The following is a 22109-nucleotide window of genomic DNA, read 5'->3' on the forward strand; positions in this document are numbered from 1 at the left end:
ACACCACATACCCATTGGATAACCCCGCTATGATGCAATTAGCTGTGCCCCGGATAGAGGCCGACCAGTTTGACGAACTGGATCCAAGAAAATACATTCTGATCAAAGGTGCCCGTGTCAACAATCTGAAAAATATCGATGTAGCGATCCCCCGTAACAAGCTGGTCGTCATTACCGGCCTTTCCGGCTCCGGAAAGTCCTCTCTTGCCTTTGATACCTTATTCGCGGAAGGCCAGCGCATGTATGTGGAAAGTCTTAGCAGTTACGCGCGGCAGTTTTTGGGACGCATGGAGAAGCCGGAAGTGGAATATATCAAAGGCATTTCGCCGGCGATTGCTATTGAGCAGAAGGTTAATACCCGCAACCCGCGGTCGACCGTCGGCACTTCAACTGAGATTTATGACTATCTCAAACTACTGTTTGCACGTATCGGGCATACCCATTCACCGGTTTCGGGTGAAATCGTGCGGAAAGATTCAGTAACAGACGTCGTGAACTACATGCTCGCACACGATGAAGGCACTCGTGTGATGATCCTTGCGCCATTGCTTATCCGCGACGGACGTTCGCAGACCGAAGAGCTGACAATATTGCTTTCCAAAGGTTATAACCGCATCGTGTTGAACGAGGAAGTGGTTTCGATCGAGGACATTCTCGAAAATCCCGGACAATTTTCTCAAGCCGGAAACCAGGTTTTCATCCTTATCGACCGCGCCGCTATTCGCCACGACGATGAAGACACCCAATACCGCCTGTCGGACTCGGTACAAACTGCCTTTTTTGAAGGAGAAGGAACCTGTACCGTTCATATTGTGAACGGGGAAAAAAGGGTTTTCTCCGACAAATTCGAACTCGACGGCATCACATTCGAGGAACCGACCGTTAATCTTTTCAGCTTCAATAACCCTTACGGTGCCTGTAAAAGGTGTGAAGGTTTTGGTAGAATATTGGGTATAGATCCGGATTTGGTCATTCCCGACAAAAATCTTTCGGTGTACGACGGTGCCATCGCGCCCTGGCGCACCGAAAAGATGGGCGAATGGCTGATCCCGCTCGTCCGCAATGGTGTAAAATTCGATTTCCCGATACACAGGCCGTATAAAGATCTGACGCGCGAGCAAAAAGAGCTGCTATGGACCGGTAACCAGTATTTTCAGGGAATTAACGATTTTATTTCAGAACTCGAATCACAAACGCATAAAATTCAGTACCGCGTAATGCTCTCGCGCTTCCGCGGCCGTACAACCTGCCCCGACTGCCGCGGCTCTCGCCTGCGCAAGGATGCAGCTTATGTGAAAGTAAGCGGGAAATCCATCACCGATCTGGTATTGATGCCAATCCAGGATGTTTCCGGATTTTTCAAACAGCTCGACCTCGGAGACCACGACAGGCAAATTGCCCGCCGTGTACTCACCGAAATCGAATCGCGCCTGGATTATATGAACCGCGTCGGGTTGGGTTACCTGACATTGAACCGGTTGACCAGCACTTTGTCCGGAGGAGAATTTCAACGCATTAAGCTGGCTACTTCGCTGGGCAGCGCATTGGTTGGTTCCATGTATATTTTGGATGAACCAAGCATTGGCTTGCACCCACGTGACACGCAGAGGCTGGTAGGGGTGCTCGAATCGCTTCGTGACCTGGGTAATACAGTGATCGTGGTGGAACATGAGGAAGAAGTCATGCATGCGGCTGATCAAATCATCGACATTGGCCCCGAAGCCGGAACCGGTGGCGGGCATGTGGTTTTTCAGGGTGACCGGGATGATATTGCAGCTTTGAAAGCCAATGGTCAGGAAACCGGGGATAGTCAGGAGGTCAATGTGCAGTCGCATACACTTGATTTTTTGTTGGGTAATGATTCTATTCCGGTTCCTTCCGTACGCAGAAAGTCGTTGCATTTCCTGGAAATCAAAGGTGCACGGGAGAATAATTTGAAGGAACTCGATGTCAAAATCCCGCTGAATAATCTTACGGTTGTTACGGGGGTAAGTGGTTCGGGGAAATCCACATTGATCCGAAAAATCCTTTACCCCGCATTAATGCGTCTAAAAGGCGAGTTTAGCGAGGATGTAGGCCGATTCGACGAGCTCACCGGCAGCGTCGACCGCATTGAAGCCGTTGAAATGATCGATCAAAACCCGATCGGTAAATCGTCGCGTTCCAATCCGGTTACCTACATTAAAGCATATGATTATATCCGGCAAATGATGTCTGAACAGCCCCTTTCGAAAGCGCGGGGCTATAAACCCTCACATTTCTCTTTCAATGTCGATGGCGGGCGGTGCGAAATATGCCAGGGTGAAGGCCAGGTGAAAATTGAAATGCAGTTTATGGCCGACATTTATTTGACCTGCGAAGGTTGTAATGGCAAGCGGTTCAAGCAAGAAATCCAGGAAGTGAAGTATCACGACAAAGACGTTGCCGAAATTCTGGATATGACCGTAGACGAGGCGATCGAGTTTTTCAGGCAAACTGAACCCAAGCTGGCCGATAAACTGCTGCCATTGCAGGAAGTAGGGCTTGGGTATGTCGGTCTTGGACAATCATCCAATACATTGTCGGGCGGAGAAGCGCAGCGCGTAAAACTTGCTTCCTTCCTGGGCAAAGGCTCTTCGAACAAAGGTAAAACGCTCTTCATATTCGATGAACCGACCACCGGTCTGCATTTTCATGATATTAAAAAGCTCCTCAAAGCCATCAATGCATTGGTAGAGCAAGGTGACAGCGTGATCATCATCGAGCACAACATGGAAGTCATCAAAAGCGCCGATTGGATCATCGACCTCGGCCCCGAAGGCGGCGAAAACGGCGGCAACCTCACCTTCACCGGCACGCCGGAGGAAATGGCCCAGCTTGAAGATAACTATACCGCCGAGTTTTTGAGGGGAAAAATTTGATAAAGTGAAGTATGTCACTTAACTTAGGGACATACTTCATGCAAAAACTATGTCACCTATCCGCTATCTCGAAGACGAATTCGTCCCCTACGGCAAGCAGCCCGCTTCCGAATTTTTGGTAGTTAAAACATCACGCGAGGGCCTTATGCGCGCTGTCGCCGATGAAATTTCCGATCTGGTGGGATTGACTGACAATGAAATCGCCTACGTGCTTGGCATGACGCCGCGCAACCTGCACCGTATTCAAGGTGATAAAAAGCTTGGTATCGATGCTTCGGAGCGCCTGCTGCTACTTCGCAATGTGCTTTTACATGCGCTAGATACGTTTGAAGGTAATGAGAATGTCGTGAGGCATTGGCTTCGGACACCCATTATTGAGCTGAACGAGCAGTCGCCGTTACAATTAATGGACACGGTGACGGGCTTCGGGCTCGTCGACGACGTGCTGGGTAGGCTGGATTACGGATTACCAGCCTGAAAGCGTCTTCTATGCCATTGGTTTACAGAATCACCCGTGAAAAATTTCGGCATGACGCACTTTCTACCGAGGGAAGCAGGCTCTTTGGTGCCCGCTGGAACCCAAAAGGTATTGGCGTTCTTTACACCACATCTACTCCCGAGCTTGGACTTGTAGAAACCCTTGCTCACGCGCCGGGCGTGCGTTACGAAGATCTACCAAAATATTGGCTTTCCTCCATTGAAATACCGGATGATATCCGGTTTTACGACCGTCAGGACCTACCAGCATATTGGCAGGATAAAACTTACGGACGCACGCAGTTTTGGCTCAAAGACTGGCTTATTAAACCCGATGTGCTGGCAATAGGTATTCCTTCTGTAATAGTACCATTCTCTTCCAATATCATTCTCCATCCCGGGCATTTACTATTTGTAAAGGTCAAGCTAGTAGCCCAGGATCGAATTCCAATTGACCGTCGTTTGTGGCGAAATTGAGTAGCCTGAATAAGTTTCCCTCCCGTATTCAACAGTAAAGACAATCCACACGGGACTTATTCAGGCTAAACCAACATTTGCATTTCATGAAGTTATATAAGACCGAAAATGGTATTCTTCTCGAACACGAAGACATTTTCTACCGCCTCCACGAAACCAATTGGGACATCGTCGCCAATCGTAACAACTTGTACGAATGGCTTGAAGATCAGACTAAAAGCCTCATTGCACTAACTTTCACCGACGACATCCCGATGCCGGAGGTACTGGCCCCAATCGGTTCCCAGGAAGTGTGGGCATCCGGTGTGACTTATTTTAAAAGTCGGACCGCACGCATGGAAGAATCCGAAAAAGCAGGTGGCGGCAGCTTTTACGACCGCGTATACGAAGCCGAACGCCCCGAACTTTTCTTTAAATCGACAGCATGGCGTGTAGTAGGGCACCACGGCACTGTACGCATCCGCAAAGATTCGACCTGGGACGTACCAGAACCTGAATTGACGCTTTTTGCTACCTCCGAAGGTGCATTGGTGGGTTACACTATTGGAAATGACATGAGTTCCCGGAGCATCGAGGGAGAAAACCCATTGTACTTACCACAAGCTAAATCCTACACGGGAAGCGCCGCCCTCGGGCCTTGCCTTTATGTATTCAAAGAGCAATTGGGCAGCGACACGGTGATCGACCTGTCGATTGTGCGTGGTGCCGAGGAGGTTTTCAATGGACAGGTTAACCTATCGCAAATGAAGCGCAAGCCTGAGGAATTGCTGCATTTCCTTTACCGCGAGATGGATTTCCCGCATGGCTCCTATCTAATGACAGGCACCGGGATTGTGCCATCTTCGGATTTTACTTTGCAATCGGGCGACGTGGTCCACATTACCATTGAGCCCATCGGCACTTTAACGAATACAGTAGGCTGATAAAAGAAAAAGCTGCACGGATTGACCTTGCAGCTTTTTCTTTAAAGATTGAAGTATCGCTTACGAATGCCCGAGTTTGGGAATAAAAGTGTAAATCACACAACGGACAACACCAACGAGCTTGCTCACCATCGAGTCGTCGCTGTTTTCGCTTTCTTCGCTTTCAAAAAATGCCGCAGGACCTACTTCCAAAATACGGGCATTTAGCGTGACAATGTCAGAAGCGGGCATGCTTGCGCTGGTATTCTTGATCAAACCTGCGTGCTTCACCTGGACGGGCGCTTTTACTGCCTTCATAGCCTTTATCGCGGGTTTCGCCTTTTTGGCAATCGTTTTTTCAGTTACACATTCTTTACCAGATTGCAGCTTTCTGTGCGCCACAAACATGTTGTGCACGTAACCTGTGGCGCTGGCTTGCAGACTGATTAATATGAGGATTATAAAGATTCTGAGTGTTTTCATGGCTTGTTTCAATTGTTAAGATCCGTATGGAATTCCAGCTGGAATTATGTGTAACTAATTGACCTTACAAATATATATGTTTCATTAGGTATCTTGCAATACATAGTACCTTGTTTTTAACATTTTTTTGAAAATTTTTCGAGATCCGTATAAAGTACCGTGGCTGGCCGGATAACAGATGTAAAAGTACTATAAAAGGTTGCTCTAGATATCTTAAAAAAGACGAACTGTCATATTTTTCCGCTGAACAGTAGCTGGTTACGGATAAAATGTAAAACGCCGACGGGAAAAAATCCCCGCCGGCGTTTTTGCTTAGCATTTTGTCCAACTTACTTCTCGCGGAAGAATATAGTTATCGGCACGCCCGAAAAATCGAAGTTTTCGCGCAAGCGGTTTTCCAGGTAGCGCAAATATGGCTCTTTGACGTGCTTGGGATTACTGCTGAAAAACACGAATGTCGGCGACGGCGTCGGCAACTGGATCATATATTTGATATTGATGTACTTACCGCGGTGTGCTGGTGGCGGGTACCTCTCAATCTCCGCCTGCATTACCTCGTTCAGTTTCGAAGTCGTGATTTTCTTCGTTTTGTTCTGATACACTTCCATCGCCTTTTCCATCACCTGGTGAATGCGCTGTTTCTCAACAACGGATGCAAAAATGATCGGCATATAGTTCATCGGTGCCAGCTTTTCCAGCAATGCTTTTTTATATTGATCGGCCGTTTTGGAATCCTTTTCTACGAGGTCCCATTTGTTGACCATAATTACAATGCCTTTTTTCGCCTTGTCGGCCTGGCCGATGATATTCATGTCCTGGCCTTCGAGTCCCAGCGTTGCGTCGAGCAGGACAATGCAGATGTCGGATTCTTCCATTGCCTTCACCGAGCGGAGTGTCGAATAGAATTCGATATCCTCTTTTACGCGTGATTTTCTGCGGATTCCGGCGGTGTCGGTCAGGATAAAGTTCATCCCGAATGCATTATAATGCGTATGGATCGCGTCACGCGTAGTACCCGCGATGTCGGTCACGATACTGCGGTCTGTACCGGTAAGCACATTCAGGAATGAGGATTTGCCAACATTCGGCCGACCCATTATCGCAATACGCGGGATGCCTTCCTCCGGATTTTCGATGCCTGCGGTTTCGAAATGTTCGATCACTTTATCGAGCAACTCGCCGGTGCCGAAACCTGTTTGCGCGGAGATTGCGAAAATCTCATCACCCAAACCCAGTTCATAAAATTCCGCCGCCGATTGGTAGCGCTCCGTTGTCTCGGCTTTATTTGCTACAAGATAAACTGGCTTATTGAAGCGGCGAAGTACATTTGCGAAGTCTTTATCGAGGTCTGTAAGGCCCGTCATGGTATCGACCATAAAAAGGACTACCGTCGACTCTTCGATCGCGAGTTCTACCTGATCACGGATCGCTCCTTCAAATATATCTTCCGAGCCTACTACATAACCACCGGTGTCGATCACTGTGAAATATTGGTCTGTCCATTCGCCGTAACCATAGTGCCTGTCGCGGGTTACGCCACTCTGATTGTCCATAATGGCCTTCCTGCTTTCGGTAAGGCGGTTGAACAAAGTGGATTTGCCCACATTCGGACGACCAACAATCGATATTATATTTGTCATTTTTCTTAACTATTAATATGATCCGGGCGGTTTGACACCAGCCCTTCATTCGTTTTACTTAAAATTATTCCTGATAGCCGAGTTGGCGCAGCTTGTTTTCCTTGCTTCTCCAATCCGGTTCTACTTTTACATGTTGTTCAAGGAAGACTTTCTTGCCAAAGAAATCTTCCAGATCCTGCCGCGCCTGGGTCCCCACTTTTTTCAACATTTCCCCCTTTTCACCAATAATGATCCCTTTCTGGCTTTTGCGTTCGACCAGAATTTCTGCACGGATCACGATGATGTCGTCCTTATCTTTAAATTCGGTGATTACGACCTCGGAGCTGTATGGAATTTCCTGGCGGTAATTCAAGAAGATCTTTTCGCGGATGATTTCAGAAGCAAAAAAACGTTCCGGCTTGTCGGTTAGTTCATCTTCGTCAAAATAAGGCGGGTGGAATGGCAAGCGTGTTACCACCGCATCGAACAATGTGCCGATGTTGGCGTTTTCTAATGCGGATATTGGCACAATGGCAGCAGGATGGATCTCATTCTCCCATTCCTCCGTTTTGCGCTTTACCTCTTCCTCATTCGAAAGGTCGATCTTGTTCAAAACCAGGACAACAGGCGATTGCGTCCGTTTTAAAAGCGGCAATACCTCATGTTCTGCGGCCTTCTCCCCTATTTCTACCACAAACAACACCACGTCTGCATCTTCCAATGAGCCTTTTACGAAGGTCATCATTGAGTCGTGCAGCTTGTAGGATGGCTTGATTACCCCCGGCGTGTCGGAATACACGAGTTGAAAAGGGATGTCTTCGTGTTTCCCGTTCAATATTCCGATAATACGATGCCGGGTTGTTTGCGCCTTGGAGGTGATAATCGACATTCTTTCTCCTACAAGCACATTCATGAGCGTCGACTTCCCGACGTTAGGTTTCCCGATAATGCTCACAAACCCGGCCCGATGGTTGCGCAATTCGGTATTGTTATTTTCGACTGTTTCTTCCATAAAAATTACTTCTTCACTTTTTTCTGCTTCTCAAAAACCTTCCAACTAAGGTGTTACCGTCATCCGGTCGTCCAGCATTCGGTTCGAATATTGCTGGATAAATGCCTTAACCTGCAATTCCATAGGTCCCTGCACCTCCGGAATCCTACCCGCAAGGTTATTTTTCAAAAGCTTGTCTTCCTGATATTTATACAAACCTACGGTTTTCCGGCCATCAAATTGCAAAACATATGGCCCGTTGAACCATTGATAAGCCCCGTCATAGTTGACAGCAAAGTTTAACGGAGGGTTCCCGAAGACATTTTTTCCAAAGCCAAAATAGGGCTTGTCGTAATGCAGATAACCCAATATCGATGGCATAATGTCGATTTGCTGGACAAGTCGGCTGCTATCGACGCCGGGCGACGCTTCGACTGTCATTGTCTGTTCTCCCGGCGAATTATCGCCCGGCGCATAGAATAAAATAGGTATTGAGAAATTACCGACAGAGGTCTGGTATTTGGGATAATGTGCAAATGTAGCCGCATGATCGGCCGTGATCACAAATAATGTATTCCTGAACCAGGGCTTATCCTTGATCGAATCGAAGAATTTCCGCAATGCATTATCGGTATAACCCATCGTTTCATAAATCGGCAACGGGCCTTTCGGGAACTTGCCCTTATAACGCTTAGGAATCTGGAACGGGTCGTGGGAAGAGACCGTAAATAATGTACTCATAAACGGTTGCTGAAAGGTATTCAGCTTTTTGGACCAGAATTGCATGAATTCCTCGTCCCAAATGCCCCAGATGCCATCATAATCCGCATCGTTGCCATACTCGGTCTTTCCGTAATAATCTTTGATGCCAATTAGGTTGGTGAATGCCTTGAAGCCCATCGAACCATTGGGCGCGCCGTGAAAGAATGAGGTATGGTACCCCTTCGATTTCAGCATTTCCGGTAGGCTAGGTAGCTTGTTATCGGTGTAGCGGGTCAAAATGAAAGGTTCCATAATGCCCGGAATGCCCGTTAGCACGGACGGAATAGCTTCTATGGACTTTGCACCATTTGCAAATGAATACCAATGGACCTTGCTATGTCGCATCAGCGAATCGATGAATGGCGTGTAACCTTTATAGGTACCGTTTTCAAGCTCCCGATTGTACGTCCCTACCATTTCTTTCCCAAAGCTTTCCCAGATCAGGATCACCACATTTTTAGGACGAAATGCGGGCGCATTCGGTTCGGGCATATGAATGGGAGAATAAACCGCATTCATTTCCTGTTCCGATTTGAAGTAATCCGCACGCTGATAGTCAGATCTTTTCAATGTTTTAAAGATGCAAAAAGGAGTGTTCAAGACGATAAACATTTCCTTGGGCTTATCTACGTACTCTCCCGCGTTGCTCAGCGTGATCGGCCGTGTGCTGTGGCGGAAACCTCCCTTCACACCACCGACAAAGAGGAACACCGCAACGGTCATCAATACGCTGTGTACCAGGAATATCTGCCATGCCGGACGTCCGGGTTTCGGGCTTACCTTCCAACGACGTGTCAAATAAACCACCGACGCCACCAGTAGCGCCCATATCAGCACAACATACCAGTAATGCACCAAAAAGCCGCCAAAGAGCTTGTGCATATTGTTTTCATGCGAAAACTCCTGCAAAACCGACCATGTGCTCCTTTTAATCGTGAAGCGATAATAAATAAAATCGGCACAGTTGGCGAGCAGGGCAATGCTGTTGGTGATGATAAAAAGATAGTCCAGGACTTTCTGAAACGAGGGCCTGTATTTGAACGTAAAAGGGATCAACGTCAGAAACACGTATAGCACGTTCGTGTAAAGTACCGCCACCAGATCAAACCGAATGCCTCCCAGAAATAACCGCGGCGCTAATGACAAACCTACTTCGGGAAAAAAGGTTTGATTGAACAGAAAAAAGAGAATGCGGCAAATACTAAACAAGATCATGATGCCGAGCAGCCTTATTAGCAGCACCTGATGAATACGCCATCCGAAACCGAAACCGGAAGCGCCTGTATATGAACTCATAAAATTGATGTCAGAATGTTAGAGGGAAACTTTCTAGAAAGTTTTCACAAAAATAGTTGTTTTCTGTAAAACAATTGTTGTATGTTTGCACTCCAATTCAACGACACCGCGGGATGGAGCAGTTGGTAGCTCGTTGGGCTCATAACCCAAAGGTCGCTGGTTCGAGTCCAGCTCCCGCTACACAGGCCAAAGCCACTTTCTTTCGAAAGTGGCTTTTTTTGCGTTTATCCGGATTTTCGGGGTCCATCCGGAAATTCCTCGCCTAATTCTCTCCCACTTACTTTTCAACGATCGCAATAACAACAAGCTTTCCCTCACTCCAAGCCACAGTTGCATAAATATGTATTTCTAAATTGTTGTAGTAGTACCTCTATTTACGTCATAATCAATTGGTTTACGAGTATTTTGAAATCTCCACAAAGAAAAATTTTTTGCCATCGGTGACATATTGTTTTACATGTTTTGAGCTATCTTTGAAAAAGTTAAGAGTTGGTTAGAAACTTATTCTACAATTTTTTACAACTATACCTACATTATTGTATCTTGCCGACGATTTCTCAATGATGCCTTGCAATATGATTATGATAAACCCTTATTTCTCCGGCTTCGAACATAATGCAGCGCAGATCTGCCGCTTTCTGCAGACACACAAAACATTTACACTTCTGCTTTCGGGAGGACGCATTGTTCACCACCAGGTCGAAGATGCTACCCGGTTCAGAACCTGGCTTCTGACGCATCAAATCGAAGACGTCCGTGAGTCTTTTACCAAAAACTACTCAGCTTACAATCTGATGTCCGCCTGATTCGTAAGCTCCGTCTATGCTGCTCAGGCTCCCGCCCGTATCCTCACTGATGCGCTATTCAGCACGTCCGTTTAAAATAAATGTCTTATGTTTGGATACTTCTTTCACAAGGGTAAAAAACATATGACACATTACTTCTCCTGGTTTAAAAATCCTGATAACAAGTTCAAACTGCTCCTGCTGGCATTCTTTGTCATCCTGTTTCCATTTATAGCGGTTTCATTCTTTGCCTTCCCTACCACCGACGACTATTGCCATACGTTGGCCGTTAAAGAATTGGGTTATTGGGGTTACCAGGCGCATTACTGGAAAACATGGTCGGGGCGGTACATCGGCACGCTCATTTCCGCCACACAGCCGATGGCATACGATTCATACCTAGGCTACAAGCTGGCGCCGATCGTACTCTTATTGTTGTATGTACACGCCTCTTTGAAATTCGCCGGTGCCCTTACCGCCGACAAGCTGCCTAAATGGCAAACCTACCTCCTCGCATTTCTGCTGCTTTTTGTACTGATCGCCGAACTGCCGGTCGTTTCGGGCTATTTTTATTGGTACACAGGTTATTACTACACAGTTGCAGACATCGGCACGCTGTATCTGCTAGCGTATTTGTTTAGAAATTATTCCAAACTATCGACTAAAAACATCACCATTCTTGCCCTCGGCATTATTCTGCTGGTTGGGATGAATGAATATACGCTGGTCTGGCTGGTCGTTCTTTCGGGCGCATTGTTCTTTTTCAGCAGTGTGATCGAACGAAAACTCAAAATCCCCTTTCTGATATTGAGCGTCGTGGCACTTGCCTTCGGCGTCCTTTCGGTAACTGCGCCTGGCAATGGCGCACGCGCAGAATCGGGGCTTTACCCGACACCTTTAAAGTATAACCTTCTGTTCTCCATTAAAAACAGTCTGGTCTGGCAGATCCATAACTTTTCGAAAATCGCGCCGGCGCTATGCGTGCTCGCGTTGGTGCTGATCCCAATCGCCTGCCAGCTATTCAAAAACAAAGAAGAAAACGATTTCAAATTCTTTGGTGTACATCCGGCGCTCTCGGTACTGATCTTTGTAGGTTGTCTTTACCTGAGCTATTTCCCATCGTACTGGTCGATCGCCGAGCCGCCAAACTTGCGCGGGCAATGTGTGATCACGTTCTGGACACTCATCGGCTGGACATATAATGTATTCGTACTGACATTTTGGGCGCTGAAAAAAGGCCACATGCAGCCCCTCGAACAAGGTGCGCCCGTGGCCTGGATCGTAAGCCTGTACTTTTTCTTTTTGTTTGCAGGTAATTTCAATTACCGCTCCGCCTGGTCCGACCTTCTCACTGGCCGTGCGGCGCGCTTCAATAAAGAAATGCACGAGCGCACGGCCCTGGTAATGAACACTAAAGACCCGCAAGTATACGTGCCCAAACTAAAAAACGTGCCCTACACGATCCTTATCGTGAACGACGAGACGGACCCTGCCTGGGCATCTGTAGAGGTTAATAACGGCTGCGCGGAGTGGTATTTCAAGAAGAAGTTTTTCTATAAATAGCCGAGATAATAGACTATTTCTGAAAAAAATAGAGAAATTTTGACTTGAATTATTTTTTTATCTACCTTTGCAAGCCAAAATTACGGGTAGACAGAGATTTATATCGCAATAATTTGATACTGAGATGAAACGTACCTTTCAACCATCGAATCGCAAGAGGAGAAATAAGCACGGATTTCGTGAGAGAATGTCCACCGCAAACGGACGTAAAGTAGTTGCTGGCCGTCGCAAAAAAGGCCGCTGGAAATTGACTGTTTCTGACGAAAAACGTCACAAGCAATAAGCGACGCTTGAAGGTTTGAGTAGAGAACGCTAGTCGGGAAGACCCCATTGGAACAGCCAGTCGGGAAGACCCAGTCTTTCATAGTCTGATAAGTTTGCAACTTCAAACTTATCAGACATTTTTTTCTACAAGAACTTGAAACAAACATTTGGTAAAAGCGAACGGTTATGCAACCTTAATATTATCGGCAGGCTTTTCAAGAAAGGCAGTCCGGAGGTTCAAACGTTCTATCTTTATCCATTCAGGGTGCTTTATATTTACGCTCCCGAAGCTCCCTCCCCCATTCCACAGGTTCTTTTTTCCATTTCCAAAAGGAACTTCAAGAAAGCGGTTGACCGCAATCTGATCCGTCGCCGCTGCCGCGAGTCATACCGTCTGCACAAATCCCAACTCGTTTCATTACCCGCCGGAACGCGCCCTTCCTACATTGCTTTTTTGTATCTTGCAAAAGAAATAACCTCATACGACGTTATTGAAACGGCTATGAGGCAGTCACTCAAAAAGCTTGAAAAACTGCCGCCAGTCTTTCCCAAAGATCAATCCAATTCCTGAACATAGATGAAAAAGTATCTTCGTTCCATTTTGCTGGCCGCTCCTGTTGTGGGAGGTCTCGCATTTGTATCATTCCGCCAGGACGACCGCCTTTTCGAAATAGCGCGAAACCTTGACATCTATGCCACGCTTTTCAAGGAATTGAATGCGTATTATGTCGATGAGATCAATCCCAATCAATTGATCAAGACAAGCATCGATAATATGCTCCGCTCTCTCGATCCGTACACGGTTTACTATGCCGAGGACGACATTGAGGACTACATGACGATGACCACCGGCAAGTACAATGGCATCGGGGCGATGGTCAACTCCGCCGACGGCAAGCATACGGTAATGATGGTATATGAAGATACGCCAGCCCAGAAAGCGGGCTTGCAGCTTGGCGATGAGATCACCAAAATCAACGGCATCGATCTTTCAACACGCGAGGATTTTGATACTGGCAAACTGCTGAAAGGTCAGACGCAAACCAGCGTTACGCTCACTGTGAAACGCTATGGTAATACAAAGCCACTGGAAATTTCACTAAACCGAGATATCGTCAAAGTGACCAATGTGCCTTACTACGGCATGCTGAACGAGGATGTAGGTTACATTGATCTCAAAGATTTCACCGCAACGGCCTCCCGAGAGGTACGCAATGCATTCCAGGAACTGAAAGGAAAAGGTATGAAATCGGTCGTGCTTGACCTCCGCGATAATCCAGGCGGCTTGCTGAATATGGCCATTGAAATTTCCAATATATTCATTCCCAAGGGGGAGGAAGTGGTTTCAACAAAAGGAAAAGTAAGCGAATGGAACAAAACCTACACTGCTTACAATCCTGCTCTCGATGTGGAAATACCGGTTGTAGTACTGACCAACAACCGCAGCGCCTCAGCCGCCGAAATCGTTTCCGGCGTGATCCAGGATTACGACCGCGGTGTGCTGATCGGCCAGCGCACTTACGGAAAAGGCCTCGTACAAACCACCCGTGATCTTTCATTCAATACCAAAATGAAGATTACCACCGCCAAATATTACATTCCAAGTGGGCGGTGCATTCAGGCCATCGATTACAGCCACCGCAACGACGACGGCAGCGTGGGTAAAATCGCTGATTCCCTTATGACCGAATTCAAGACCCGCAATGGCCGTTCGGTGTATGACGGAGGTGGTATTTTGCCTGACATCATTACTGAAAAAGAAACCTTCTCGCCGTTGGCCATTTCGCTGGGCCGGAACCGTCTGTTCTTTGATTATGCGGTTAAATATCACTTCGAACATCCCACGATCAAACCGGCGAAAGAGTTTCACCTGACCGACGCCGATTATGCCGCATTTACCAAATGGCTGGGCGACAAAGAATACGATTATACCACCCAGGTAGAACGCGATCTGAACGATTTGGAAGCCTCGGCGAAAAAAGAGAAATCGTTGGAAGTCATTGAGGATCAGATCAAAGCATTAAAATCAAAACTTTCACACAGCAAGGACAACGACCTGCAAATCTTTAAACCTGAGATAAAGAAGATACTGGAAGAAGAGATTATCAAACATTATTATCTGGAAAAGGGCATGCGGGAAGCTTCTTTTAATGAAGATCCCGAAGTAAAAGCGGCACTGGCGCTCTTTAAAGACCCCGCCCGTTACGGTCAGATTTTGAAAAAGAAATAGTACCAACCGGCCCGTCGCTCGCGGCGGGCTTTTTGTTTTTATATGCTACTACTTAGTATCGATACTTCGATCCGTGGATGCTCGGTGGCTACTCACAATGAGTCTGGCTTACTGGCAGCTTACGATCTTTTTACAGACAAATCCTCATCTGCCATGCTTACGACGCTTATACGCGACGCTGTGGAGCATACGGGTTTCAAATTGGCCGATATTGAGGCCATTGTCGTTGCTAAAGGTCCGGGCTCGTACACCGGCTTGCGCGTAGGCGTGTCGACTGCGAAAGGCTTGTGCTATGCATTGGATAAGCCACTAATCGCCATCAACACATTGCAGGCGATGGCTTTGCAGCTCGCTCCATTTTTCCCAGGGCATTTACTCTGTCCGATGATAGATGCACGTAGGATGGAAGTCTATGCAGCGTTTTTTGATGAAAACAATGCATTTGTTCAGCCGACACAGGCGGTAATTATAAATGAAAATTCTTTCCAAGATTTGCTGACGGATCATAAAGTAGTATTCTTCGGCGATGGAGCTGCCAAATGCAAACCATTGCTCGAAAACCATCCAAATGCAATTTTTTTAACAGAAGATATCAGGCCGTCGGCACGAACTATCGGGCAATTGGGTGCGATTGCATTCAATCACGCGCAGTTTGAGGATGTGGCGGCATTTGAACCCTACTATCTGAAAGATTTTATGTCGCCTGCTCCGCGAAAAGCCAGCACGCTTGTACAGTAACCGTCGATTTAAGAGATTTTTCAAACAATCGCGGCCCTTTTGTTGTTAGTCTTTTTGAAAAAGAAATTCTAGAATGGAAACTGATGAAATAGTAAACCGGGTTGCTACCAGCGGCATTATATCGCTGGACCTTGAAGAGCTCTATCAGCCCGGAGAACGCATTGTTTACGATATCAAGGACAATCTCTGGCAGGGTATGATCCTGCGCGAAAAGGATTTCCGGGATTTTTTGAAAAGCCATGATTGGTCGCAGTACCAGGGCAAGAATGTCGCCATTATTTGCTCGGAGGATGCCATTGTCCCCACTTGGGCGTACATGCTGCTGGCAGTTCAGTTGGAGCCTTATGCGAATGCATTCGTTTTTGGTGATTTGAATGCTTTGGAAGACAAGCTATTTGCAGAAGCCATTGCAAAGCTGAATGCAGAAGAGTTTTCTGGAAAACGCGTAGTAGTAAAAGGCTGCAGCAAAGTGGATGTGCCGGTTTCGGCTTATGTGGCGGTTAGCAAGCTTTTGAAACCGGTTGTGCAAAGCCTGATGTTTGGCGAGCCTTGCAGTACTGTGCCTCTTTACAAAAAGCCCAAATCCTCGGTTTCCGCCACAGTCTGATCATTTTCTTCTTTGATCAGTTTGAAAGTCATCCGGTGAAACGAACAGGGGCCGTGCAAAACTATGGCCTTTCGATGGTGGATTGTTGGGTAGCCCACATTGTGTTCCCAGCCATAATGCGGGAATTGACGGGAAAGGTTGCTCATCAGCTCATCCCGGTAATTTTTAGCTAAAACAGAAGCTGCTGCAATGGAAAGATAATGTGCGTCGCCTTTGATAATACAGGTGTGCGGGATCATCGGGTAAGGCGTAAAACGGTTTCCGTCGACGAGCAGATGCTCGGGACGTACCCGGAGCTTGTCGACAGCCCGGTGCATTGCCAGAAAACTCGCCTTCAGAATGTTAATCTTGTCGATTTCGATATTATCCACTTCCGCCACCCCCCAGCAAATCGATTCGCGGATAATTTCTTTTTCCAGTTCTAAACGCTGTGCTTTTGTAAGCTGCTTGGAATCATTGAGAAATGAATGCTTATAGTCGCGCGGCAGAATTACCGCAGCGGCCACAACCGGCCCGGCGAGGCAACCTCTCCCCACTTCATCAAGCCCGGCCTCAATGGCCTCGATATTGTAATAAGCTCTAAGCATTAGTCTTCCAGGATATTAGCCATAAATGTACTCTTCGTCCCGATTGCCACAAGCAGCAATGTAACTGCCCAATAAAGATAAACCCGGTAATAATCTTTCACATCGCGCGACAGCACATCGCGGGATTTTACTTTTTCCAACTGGTCGATCTGTTTGAAAACCGTTTCCAGCGTCGTATTATCGGTAGCACGAAAATACTTCCCATTACCGATTCCCGCAATATTTTGCAGTTCCCCTTCATCCATTAATGCAACCGCGCTGGCCGTAGTATCCGCTTTCGACATTTTTTTGGGCCTGCCAACCGAGATCGTATACACTTTTACGCCGAATGCATTCGCGAGCTGGGCGGAGGTCGTCGGTCCGAGGTTACCGGAGGTATTATCGCCGTCGCTGATCAGGATCGCCACCTTGCTTTCCCCCGGCGTGTCGCGCATGCGGTTCACGGCCACAGCCAATGCACTGCCGATAGCAGTGCCGGGCGTAGGGATCAGGGTAGGGTTAACTTCGTCGAGAAATCCGTATAGCAATTCATAATCGGTCGTCAGCGGGCAAAGCGACACGGCCTCACCGGCAAAAACAATTAAACCGATGCGATCCTGCAATCTGCCTCTGATGAACTGGCGCGCCATTCTTTTGGCGGCTTCGAGGCGGTTCGGGCTCAGATCCTTTTCGATCATCGAGTCGGAAATGTCCAGCAGCAGCATAATATCGATTCCTTCCGAATACTGGTCTTTCCGCTCCGAAACCACTTGCGGCCGTGCCAATGCGGCCAGAATCAATGAAATCGCCAGGCCCACGCAAATAGGTTGAACAAAACGCAGCAGTGTAAGCCAGCTGCGGAAACCGGTTACCGAAGTGTAGGTGATCGTGAGTCTTTGCTTATGCTTGCGGTGCAATGCATTTCGGAGCCAGAACAGGAACGGGACCAGCGGTAGCAAGTAGAGAAAATAGGGATATACCCATTCGTAAGACCTTAGCGTGCTGTAACCAAACCATTGCAGTGAAAACCAGTTTTCCATTCAATAACCGGGTTAAGCGACGGGGCTGTCGAGTACAAACTTTCTTTTGGCCCGGTATAAGCGGGTGGCGCCCGTTTTTAGTACCTCCAGGTATACGTCCATATTTCCCGACCGGCCTTGCCCGTATACAATACTATCCATATTTTTCAATGCTTCGGCCAACTCGTCATCGGGCATGTTGTCGATGATTTCGCGCGTCGTGTAGGTAGCAAACGGCTTTTTTTCAAGCCTTTCAAGGTAATTTTTCCAAATGATAATGGCCTTTTCCGCATCCTTGATATTGCTCTTATCACGCGCACTTCGCATGAGGCGGTTGAATGAGCGTACATATTCCAAATGTCGCCGTTGCAATTTGAGCAATTGCCACTGCCTGTAAATATCACGACCAAATACCCAGTAAATGCTTCCCACCACACCAATAATCAACGCAACGGAACCAATGAGCATCGAAAAATTGAACTCCCTGCTGAGTGCCACCAGGTTTGTTTCCTCCTTCAATACCGGCTTTTTTGTTAAATCAATATTGTTGCTTTTGATTAAAAGAACAGAGTCGGGAGTTGTGAAAACGGCTGTGCAATCTTTCTTTTGGAATATATAAATAGGCAACCGAAGTTTCTGAACCCGCGAAACGTCGAAGGAAACGAGGTGGTAAACGGCGCTGTCGAGCGTCCCGCGGCTATCGGTATTGGATACGAAACTTCTTTGCGATACCAGTTCGAAAGGGGAAAAATCAAATGTGCTGTCGGGAAAGAATATTTCGGTGTCAGGACTATGCCGTATGCTGAGTGAAAAATAAACGGGTTTTCCGACCTCAACACTATCGGTATGAAAAGTGCCATTGGGTTTGATACGCTGCTTACGTGCGTCTCTCGCCATGCCCATGCCATACAGCAATAAACACATGGTGATTACCAAAAAGAATACCTGATAAACCCTAGCCATTGGCCGTACTTTTGGTATAACGCCTTACTTTAAACAAATGGATCAAAGCCGGCACATAATCTTCCTGGGTATTGATGGAAATATAGTCAGCACGGTTCTGGTGGCATAGCCTTTGGAGCTCGGCGCTTCTTTTCCCAAAACGGTTGGCCATTTCCTCGCGATATTGCCTGGAAGAGGTGTTCACCCAAACGGTCGTTTTCTTCTCAGCATCATAAAGCGGGATAATGCCAAGCCCGGGCAGGTTTACCTCTCTGGAATCATACAAATGGATCACGATCAGGTCGTGCTTACGGGCTAGCGCTTTGAGGTTATGCTGGTAATCGGTATCGATAAAATCGGAAATCAGGAATATGAGGCTGCGGCGGCGAAGTACATTGAATGCTACTAGGATGGCTTCTGCAATGTTGGTTTTGGTTGATTCGGGGACGAGTTTGTAAAGCTCCGAAATGAGGCCGTAACCATGCTTCATGCCACTGGAAGGACGGATATACCGTTCGTTCCGGTCTGAAAAACAAAGCAAACCTACCCGGCTCGCTTCCTGGATGGCGGAGAGCGTGAGTACCCCGCATATTTCTTTTGCAATATCGATTTTCAATTTCTTAATCTCCCCTACCTGCTGCGACGCGCTCACATCGAGCATAAAGAAGGCTGTTTGCTCCTTATCTTCCTTGAAAATCTTGACAAATGTACCGTGACCTTTCGCAGAAGTATTCCAGTCAATGGCACGAACGTCGTCGCCATACTGATACAACCGCAGATCGTCAAATTCCAGGCCGGACCCTTTGAAAACCGAATGAAAATTGCCGTGACGCTCGCTGGTCACCGCTTTCCGCATCCGGATTTCGTACTTCCTTAACTTTCCCAGAAACTGCTCAAACATAAGATTTGCAAAAAAATTACCACCTTTGTCGTCTGGTGTACCTAAAACAAAGATAGGTATTTTGATAGTAAGCTACGCCCTGCCATGAAATTCACGAACAGTATAGCGCTTCTTGCACTTCTTATGGTGCTGTTTTCGTCCTGCTCCGAGGAGGAAAAGCCTCCCAAAGGCACATTGTCCGAGGACAAAATGGCCGCCATTCTTACCGACATCCACCTCGCCGAGTCGCGCGTGAACCGCCTGCAACTCAAATCGCTCGATTCTTCGCTCATGATTTTTGACCGTTTGAAAAGCGATGTCTGGAAGAAGCACAAGGTCGACACGACGGCTTACCGTGAAAGCTACGCTTATTACATGGGCCACCCGGAGCGAATGACCACCATTTACGAAAAAGTGAATAAGAAAATTGAGGTTAGGGAGAAAAATAACAATATTAGCTTTTGATTTTTTTTGTATTACCCTCTATACTACGCATTTAACTTTTAAACTGGACAATTTCTGTGAACGACTGCATTGTAGTTATCCCCACCTACAACGAACTTGAAAATGTTGAAGCCATCATTCGGAAGGTTTTTAGCCTTAACCATCCTTTTGATTTATTGATTATTGATGACGGGTCGCCGGACGGCACGGCAGGGGTTGTTAAGGAATTGATGAAAGAGTTTTCGGGGCTGCATCTCGTCGAAAGAAAGGGAAAACTGGGCTTGGGTACTGCTTATATTCACGGCTTCAAATGGGCGCTTGAAAAAGGATACAATTATATATTCGAAATGGATGCCGACTTTTCGCATCCACCCGAGGATCTGGTCCGGTTACACAATGCGTGCGCCAATGAAGGGCACGATGTCGCTGTCGGTTCGCGGTACATTACCGGCGTGAATGTGGTCAACTGGCCGATTAACCGCGTTTTGATGTCTTATTTTGCAGGATATTATGTACGGATGATCACCGGAATGCCTATCATGGACCCTACTGCCGGCTTCATTTGCTACACGGCCAAAGTGCTGAACACGATCAATCTTGACAATATTCGCTTTATCGGTTACGCATTCCAGATCGAGATGAAGTTCAATTCCTGGAAATACGGTTTCAGCATTGCCGAGGTGCCTATCATCTTTACCGACCGCACCAAAGGTGCCTCCAAAATGTCAAAAGGCATTTTCAAGGAAGCGATCTTTGGCGTGATCACTTTGAAAGTGAACAGTTATTTCAAAAGGTATATACCTAAGCATTCAACTCAGAAATTGCCAGCCAACTCATAAGGCCGGTCGAAATTTCGAGCGCGCTTTCGTCGATATCGAATGTAGGTGTATGCACGCCGGAGATAATGCCGCGTGCTTCATTACGCGTTCCGAGGCGGTAAAAGCATGAATCGACCACTTGTGAGTAGAATGCGAAATCTTCACCGGCCATCCAGAGATCGAGGTCGATAACGTTCTCTGCACCCACATAGCCTACTGCTGCTGTTTTTACGCGTCTGGTCAATTCGGGATGGTTTTTCAGGAAAGGGTAGCCTTTTACGATCTCGAATTCACAGCTTCCGCCCATGGCTTCGGCGATATTTTCTGCCATCTTCTTCATTCTGCGCAAGCCGTCCTCGCGCCATTCCTCGTCCATACAGCGCCAGGTTCCCTGAATAGTCACCTCGTTTGGGATCACATTGGTGACGCCATCGGCAATGAACCGGCCGAATGACAATACAGAAGGGTTCGCAGGATTACGGTTGCGGCTGATGATCTGCTGCAATGCTACGATAATGTGCGACGCCATCAACACAGGATCGACTAGTTGGTGCGGCGCGGCGGCGTGGCCGCCCTTGCCTTTGACGGTCAGGTACAGCTCGTCGGTGCTGGCCATGTACATGCCTTCGCGGAAACCGATTTTACCCACCGGAATATTAGGAGCAACGTGCTGTCCTACCATGCTGGCAGGACGTGGGTTTTCCAGAACACCTTCTTTAATCATCAATGAAGCCCCGCCCGGCGCTTTCTCCTCAGCAGGCTGGAAAACCAGTTTCACAGTTCCTTCAAACTCCTCGCGCAATGTGTGCAAGATACGCGCAGTACCCAGGAGCGACGAAGTGTGTACATCGTGCCCGCAAGCGTGCATCACGCCCGGAACCGTTGATTTATAGGGAACATCATTCGCTTCAAGGATTGGCAATGCGTCCATATCGGCACGGAGGCCAACGATTCTCTTGCCCGGGTTACGTCCCTCGATAATCGCTACCACGCCCGTTCCGGCAATGCCTTCTTCGGGTTGCAGGCCAATTGCTGCAAGTTCGGATGCAACGTATTTGGCCGTTTTGAACTCTTCAAATGATAACTCGGGATTACTGTGCAAATGGTGGCGGTGAGCAATAATGTCTTCCGACTGATCTTTGGCAAGCGCTTTGATTTTTTCCTGAAGCTGGGACATAATGCAACTGGGATATTGAAGTACTATGGGTTGTCTTTACAAAACATTCAAAGGTAATAATAAAAAAATCGCGTGGTAGCGTTACCATGCAAAGAGAAACACATCGCCCATTTGCTAAGAAGCCGCCGTTCGTTGGCTGGTGTTCCAAAGAAAAAGGGTAATTTTGACC

Annotated in this window: 22 protein-coding genes and 1 tRNA gene; 14 read left to right on the top strand and 9 right to left on the bottom strand. The window is 47.3% G+C overall.

Going from position 1 to position 22109, the window contains the following annotated elements; genetic code table 11:
* Positions 1-29 precede the first annotated feature (29 nt).
* From uvrA to LZD49_RS19315, 4 genes are all read left to right on the top strand, one after another.
* On the top strand, positions 30-2900 hold the full coding sequence (gene uvrA / locus LZD49_RS19300; protein WP_234669210.1) for an excinuclease ABC subunit UvrA: 2871 nt from the start codon (positions 30-32) through the stop codon (positions 2898-2900).
* A 49-nt stretch (positions 2901-2949) separates the two neighbouring features.
* Positions 2950-3378: an antitoxin Xre/MbcA/ParS toxin-binding domain-containing protein gene (locus LZD49_RS19305; protein WP_234669211.1), complete on the top strand. Its 429-nt coding sequence runs from the start codon at positions 2950-2952 to the stop codon at positions 3376-3378.
* 11 nt (positions 3379-3389) lie between these two features.
* The gene (locus tag LZD49_RS19310) at positions 3390-3854 is read left to right on the top strand and encodes an RES family NAD+ phosphorylase (RefSeq protein ID WP_234669212.1); all 465 of its coding nucleotides are present in this window, start codon (positions 3390-3392) and stop codon (positions 3852-3854) included.
* Between the two features lie 86 nt (positions 3855-3940).
* Positions 3941-4777 carry a fumarylacetoacetate hydrolase family protein gene (locus tag LZD49_RS19315; protein ID WP_234669213.1) on the top strand — a complete coding sequence of 279 codons (837 nt, stop codon included), beginning with the start codon at positions 3941-3943 and terminating at the stop codon, positions 4775-4777.
* A 60-nt stretch (positions 4778-4837) separates the two neighbouring features.
* Here the strand turns inward: LZD49_RS19315 and LZD49_RS19320 are convergent, their stop codons facing one another.
* The 4 genes from LZD49_RS19320 to LZD49_RS19335 all read right to left on the bottom strand — a co-directional run bounded on the left by LZD49_RS19320 (position 4838) and on the right by LZD49_RS19335 (position 9907).
* Positions 4838-5239 (bottom strand): hypothetical protein, encoded by a 402-nt coding sequence (locus LZD49_RS19320; RefSeq protein ID WP_234669214.1) that lies wholly within the window; start codon positions 5237-5239, stop codon positions 4838-4840.
* Positions 5240-5568: 329 nt separating this feature from the next.
* Complete coding sequence (der, locus tag LZD49_RS19325; RefSeq protein ID WP_234669215.1) at positions 5569-6879, bottom strand: ribosome biogenesis GTPase Der; 1311 nt, start codon at positions 6877-6879, stop codon at positions 5569-5571.
* Between the two features lie 64 nt (positions 6880-6943).
* The gene (gene era, locus LZD49_RS19330) at positions 6944-7870 is read right to left on the bottom strand and encodes a GTPase Era (RefSeq protein ID WP_234669216.1); all 927 of its coding nucleotides are present in this window, start codon (positions 7868-7870) and stop codon (positions 6944-6946) included.
* 45 nt (positions 7871-7915) lie between these two features.
* Complete coding sequence (locus tag LZD49_RS19335) at positions 7916-9907, bottom strand: LTA synthase family protein (RefSeq protein WP_234669217.1); 1992 nt, start codon at positions 9905-9907, stop codon at positions 7916-7918.
* A 107-nt stretch (positions 9908-10014) separates the two neighbouring features.
* On the opposite strand from LZD49_RS19335, the gene LZD49_RS19340 reads away from it, so the two are divergent.
* The 8 genes from LZD49_RS19340 (at position 10015) to LZD49_RS19375 (ending at position 16094) form a co-directional block, all read left to right on the top strand.
* Positions 10015-10087 (top strand) — tRNA-Met (locus LZD49_RS19340).
* A gap of 395 nt (positions 10088-10482) precedes the next feature.
* The gene (locus tag LZD49_RS19345; protein WP_234669218.1) at positions 10483-10713 is read left to right on the top strand and encodes a hypothetical protein; all 231 of its coding nucleotides are present in this window, start codon (positions 10483-10485) and stop codon (positions 10711-10713) included.
* Between the two features lie 87 nt (positions 10714-10800).
* Positions 10801-12255 carry a hypothetical protein gene (locus LZD49_RS19350; RefSeq protein ID WP_234669219.1) on the top strand — a complete coding sequence of 485 codons (1455 nt, stop codon included), beginning with the start codon at positions 10801-10803 and terminating at the stop codon, positions 12253-12255.
* A 124-nt stretch (positions 12256-12379) separates the two neighbouring features.
* Complete coding sequence (rpmH, locus tag LZD49_RS19355) at positions 12380-12538, top strand: 50S ribosomal protein L34 (protein ID WP_015813300.1); 159 nt, start codon at positions 12380-12382, stop codon at positions 12536-12538.
* Positions 12539-12673: 135 nt separating this feature from the next.
* Positions 12674-13090, top strand: a complete 417-nt coding sequence (locus LZD49_RS19360; RefSeq protein ID WP_234669220.1) for a ribonuclease P protein component — start codon at positions 12674-12676, stop codon at positions 13088-13090.
* 6 nt (positions 13091-13096) lie between these two features.
* A complete protein-coding gene (locus tag LZD49_RS19365; RefSeq protein ID WP_234669221.1) occupies positions 13097-14749 on the top strand; it encodes a S41 family peptidase in 1653 nt (550 codons plus the stop codon).
* Between the two features lie 42 nt (positions 14750-14791).
* Positions 14792-15487: a tRNA (adenosine(37)-N6)-threonylcarbamoyltransferase complex dimerization subunit type 1 TsaB gene (tsaB, locus tag LZD49_RS19370; RefSeq protein WP_234669222.1), complete on the top strand. Its 696-nt coding sequence runs from the start codon at positions 14792-14794 to the stop codon at positions 15485-15487.
* Positions 15488-15560: 73 nt separating this feature from the next.
* Positions 15561-16094, top strand: coding sequence for a DUF2480 family protein (locus LZD49_RS19375; protein WP_234669223.1), 534 nt, complete (start codon positions 15561-15563; stop codon positions 16092-16094).
* On the opposite strand, the gene LZD49_RS19380 is transcribed toward LZD49_RS19375, so the two are convergent.
* From LZD49_RS19380 to LZD49_RS19395, 4 genes are read right to left on the bottom strand one after another with little or no spacing between them, the layout of a single operon-like run.
* Positions 16055-16681, bottom strand: coding sequence for a ribonuclease HII (locus LZD49_RS19380; RefSeq protein WP_234669224.1), 627 nt, complete (start codon positions 16679-16681; stop codon positions 16055-16057). The genes LZD49_RS19375 and LZD49_RS19380 overlap by 40 nt on opposite strands.
* Positions 16681-17700 (bottom strand): VWA domain-containing protein, encoded by a 1020-nt coding sequence (locus LZD49_RS19385; RefSeq protein ID WP_234669225.1) that lies wholly within the window; start codon positions 17698-17700, stop codon positions 16681-16683. Before LZD49_RS19385 ends, LZD49_RS19380 begins: the two co-directional genes overlap by 1 nt.
* Before the next feature lie 12 nt (positions 17701-17712).
* Positions 17713-18642 (bottom strand): hypothetical protein, encoded by a 930-nt coding sequence (locus LZD49_RS19390; protein ID WP_234669226.1) that lies wholly within the window; start codon positions 18640-18642, stop codon positions 17713-17715.
* Complete coding sequence (locus LZD49_RS19395) at positions 18635-19522, bottom strand: DUF58 domain-containing protein (RefSeq protein WP_234669227.1); 888 nt, start codon at positions 19520-19522, stop codon at positions 18635-18637. The genes LZD49_RS19390 and LZD49_RS19395 overlap by 8 nt, the downstream gene beginning before the upstream one ends.
* An 84-nt stretch (positions 19523-19606) precedes the next feature.
* Here LZD49_RS19395 and LZD49_RS19400 point away from each other — a divergent pair, with 84 nt between their 5' ends.
* Together LZD49_RS19400 and LZD49_RS19405 are read left to right on the top strand one after the other, a co-directional pair.
* A complete protein-coding gene (locus LZD49_RS19400; RefSeq protein WP_234669228.1) occupies positions 19607-19966 on the top strand; it encodes a DUF4296 domain-containing protein in 360 nt (119 codons plus the stop codon).
* 56 nt (positions 19967-20022) lie between these two features.
* A complete protein-coding gene (locus LZD49_RS19405; RefSeq protein WP_234669229.1) occupies positions 20023-20784 on the top strand; it encodes a polyprenol monophosphomannose synthase in 762 nt (253 codons plus the stop codon).
* On the opposite strand, the gene LZD49_RS19410 is transcribed toward LZD49_RS19405, so the two are convergent.
* Complete coding sequence (locus LZD49_RS19410; protein ID WP_234669230.1) at positions 20747-21940, bottom strand: M20 family metallopeptidase; 1194 nt, start codon at positions 21938-21940, stop codon at positions 20747-20749. The genes LZD49_RS19405 and LZD49_RS19410 overlap by 38 nt on opposite strands.
* Positions 21941-22109 lie beyond the last annotated feature (169 nt).

This window comes from Dyadobacter sp. CY261, from assembly GCF_021440085.1.
Classification (GTDB): domain Bacteria; phylum Bacteroidota; class Bacteroidia; order Cytophagales; family Spirosomataceae; genus Dyadobacter.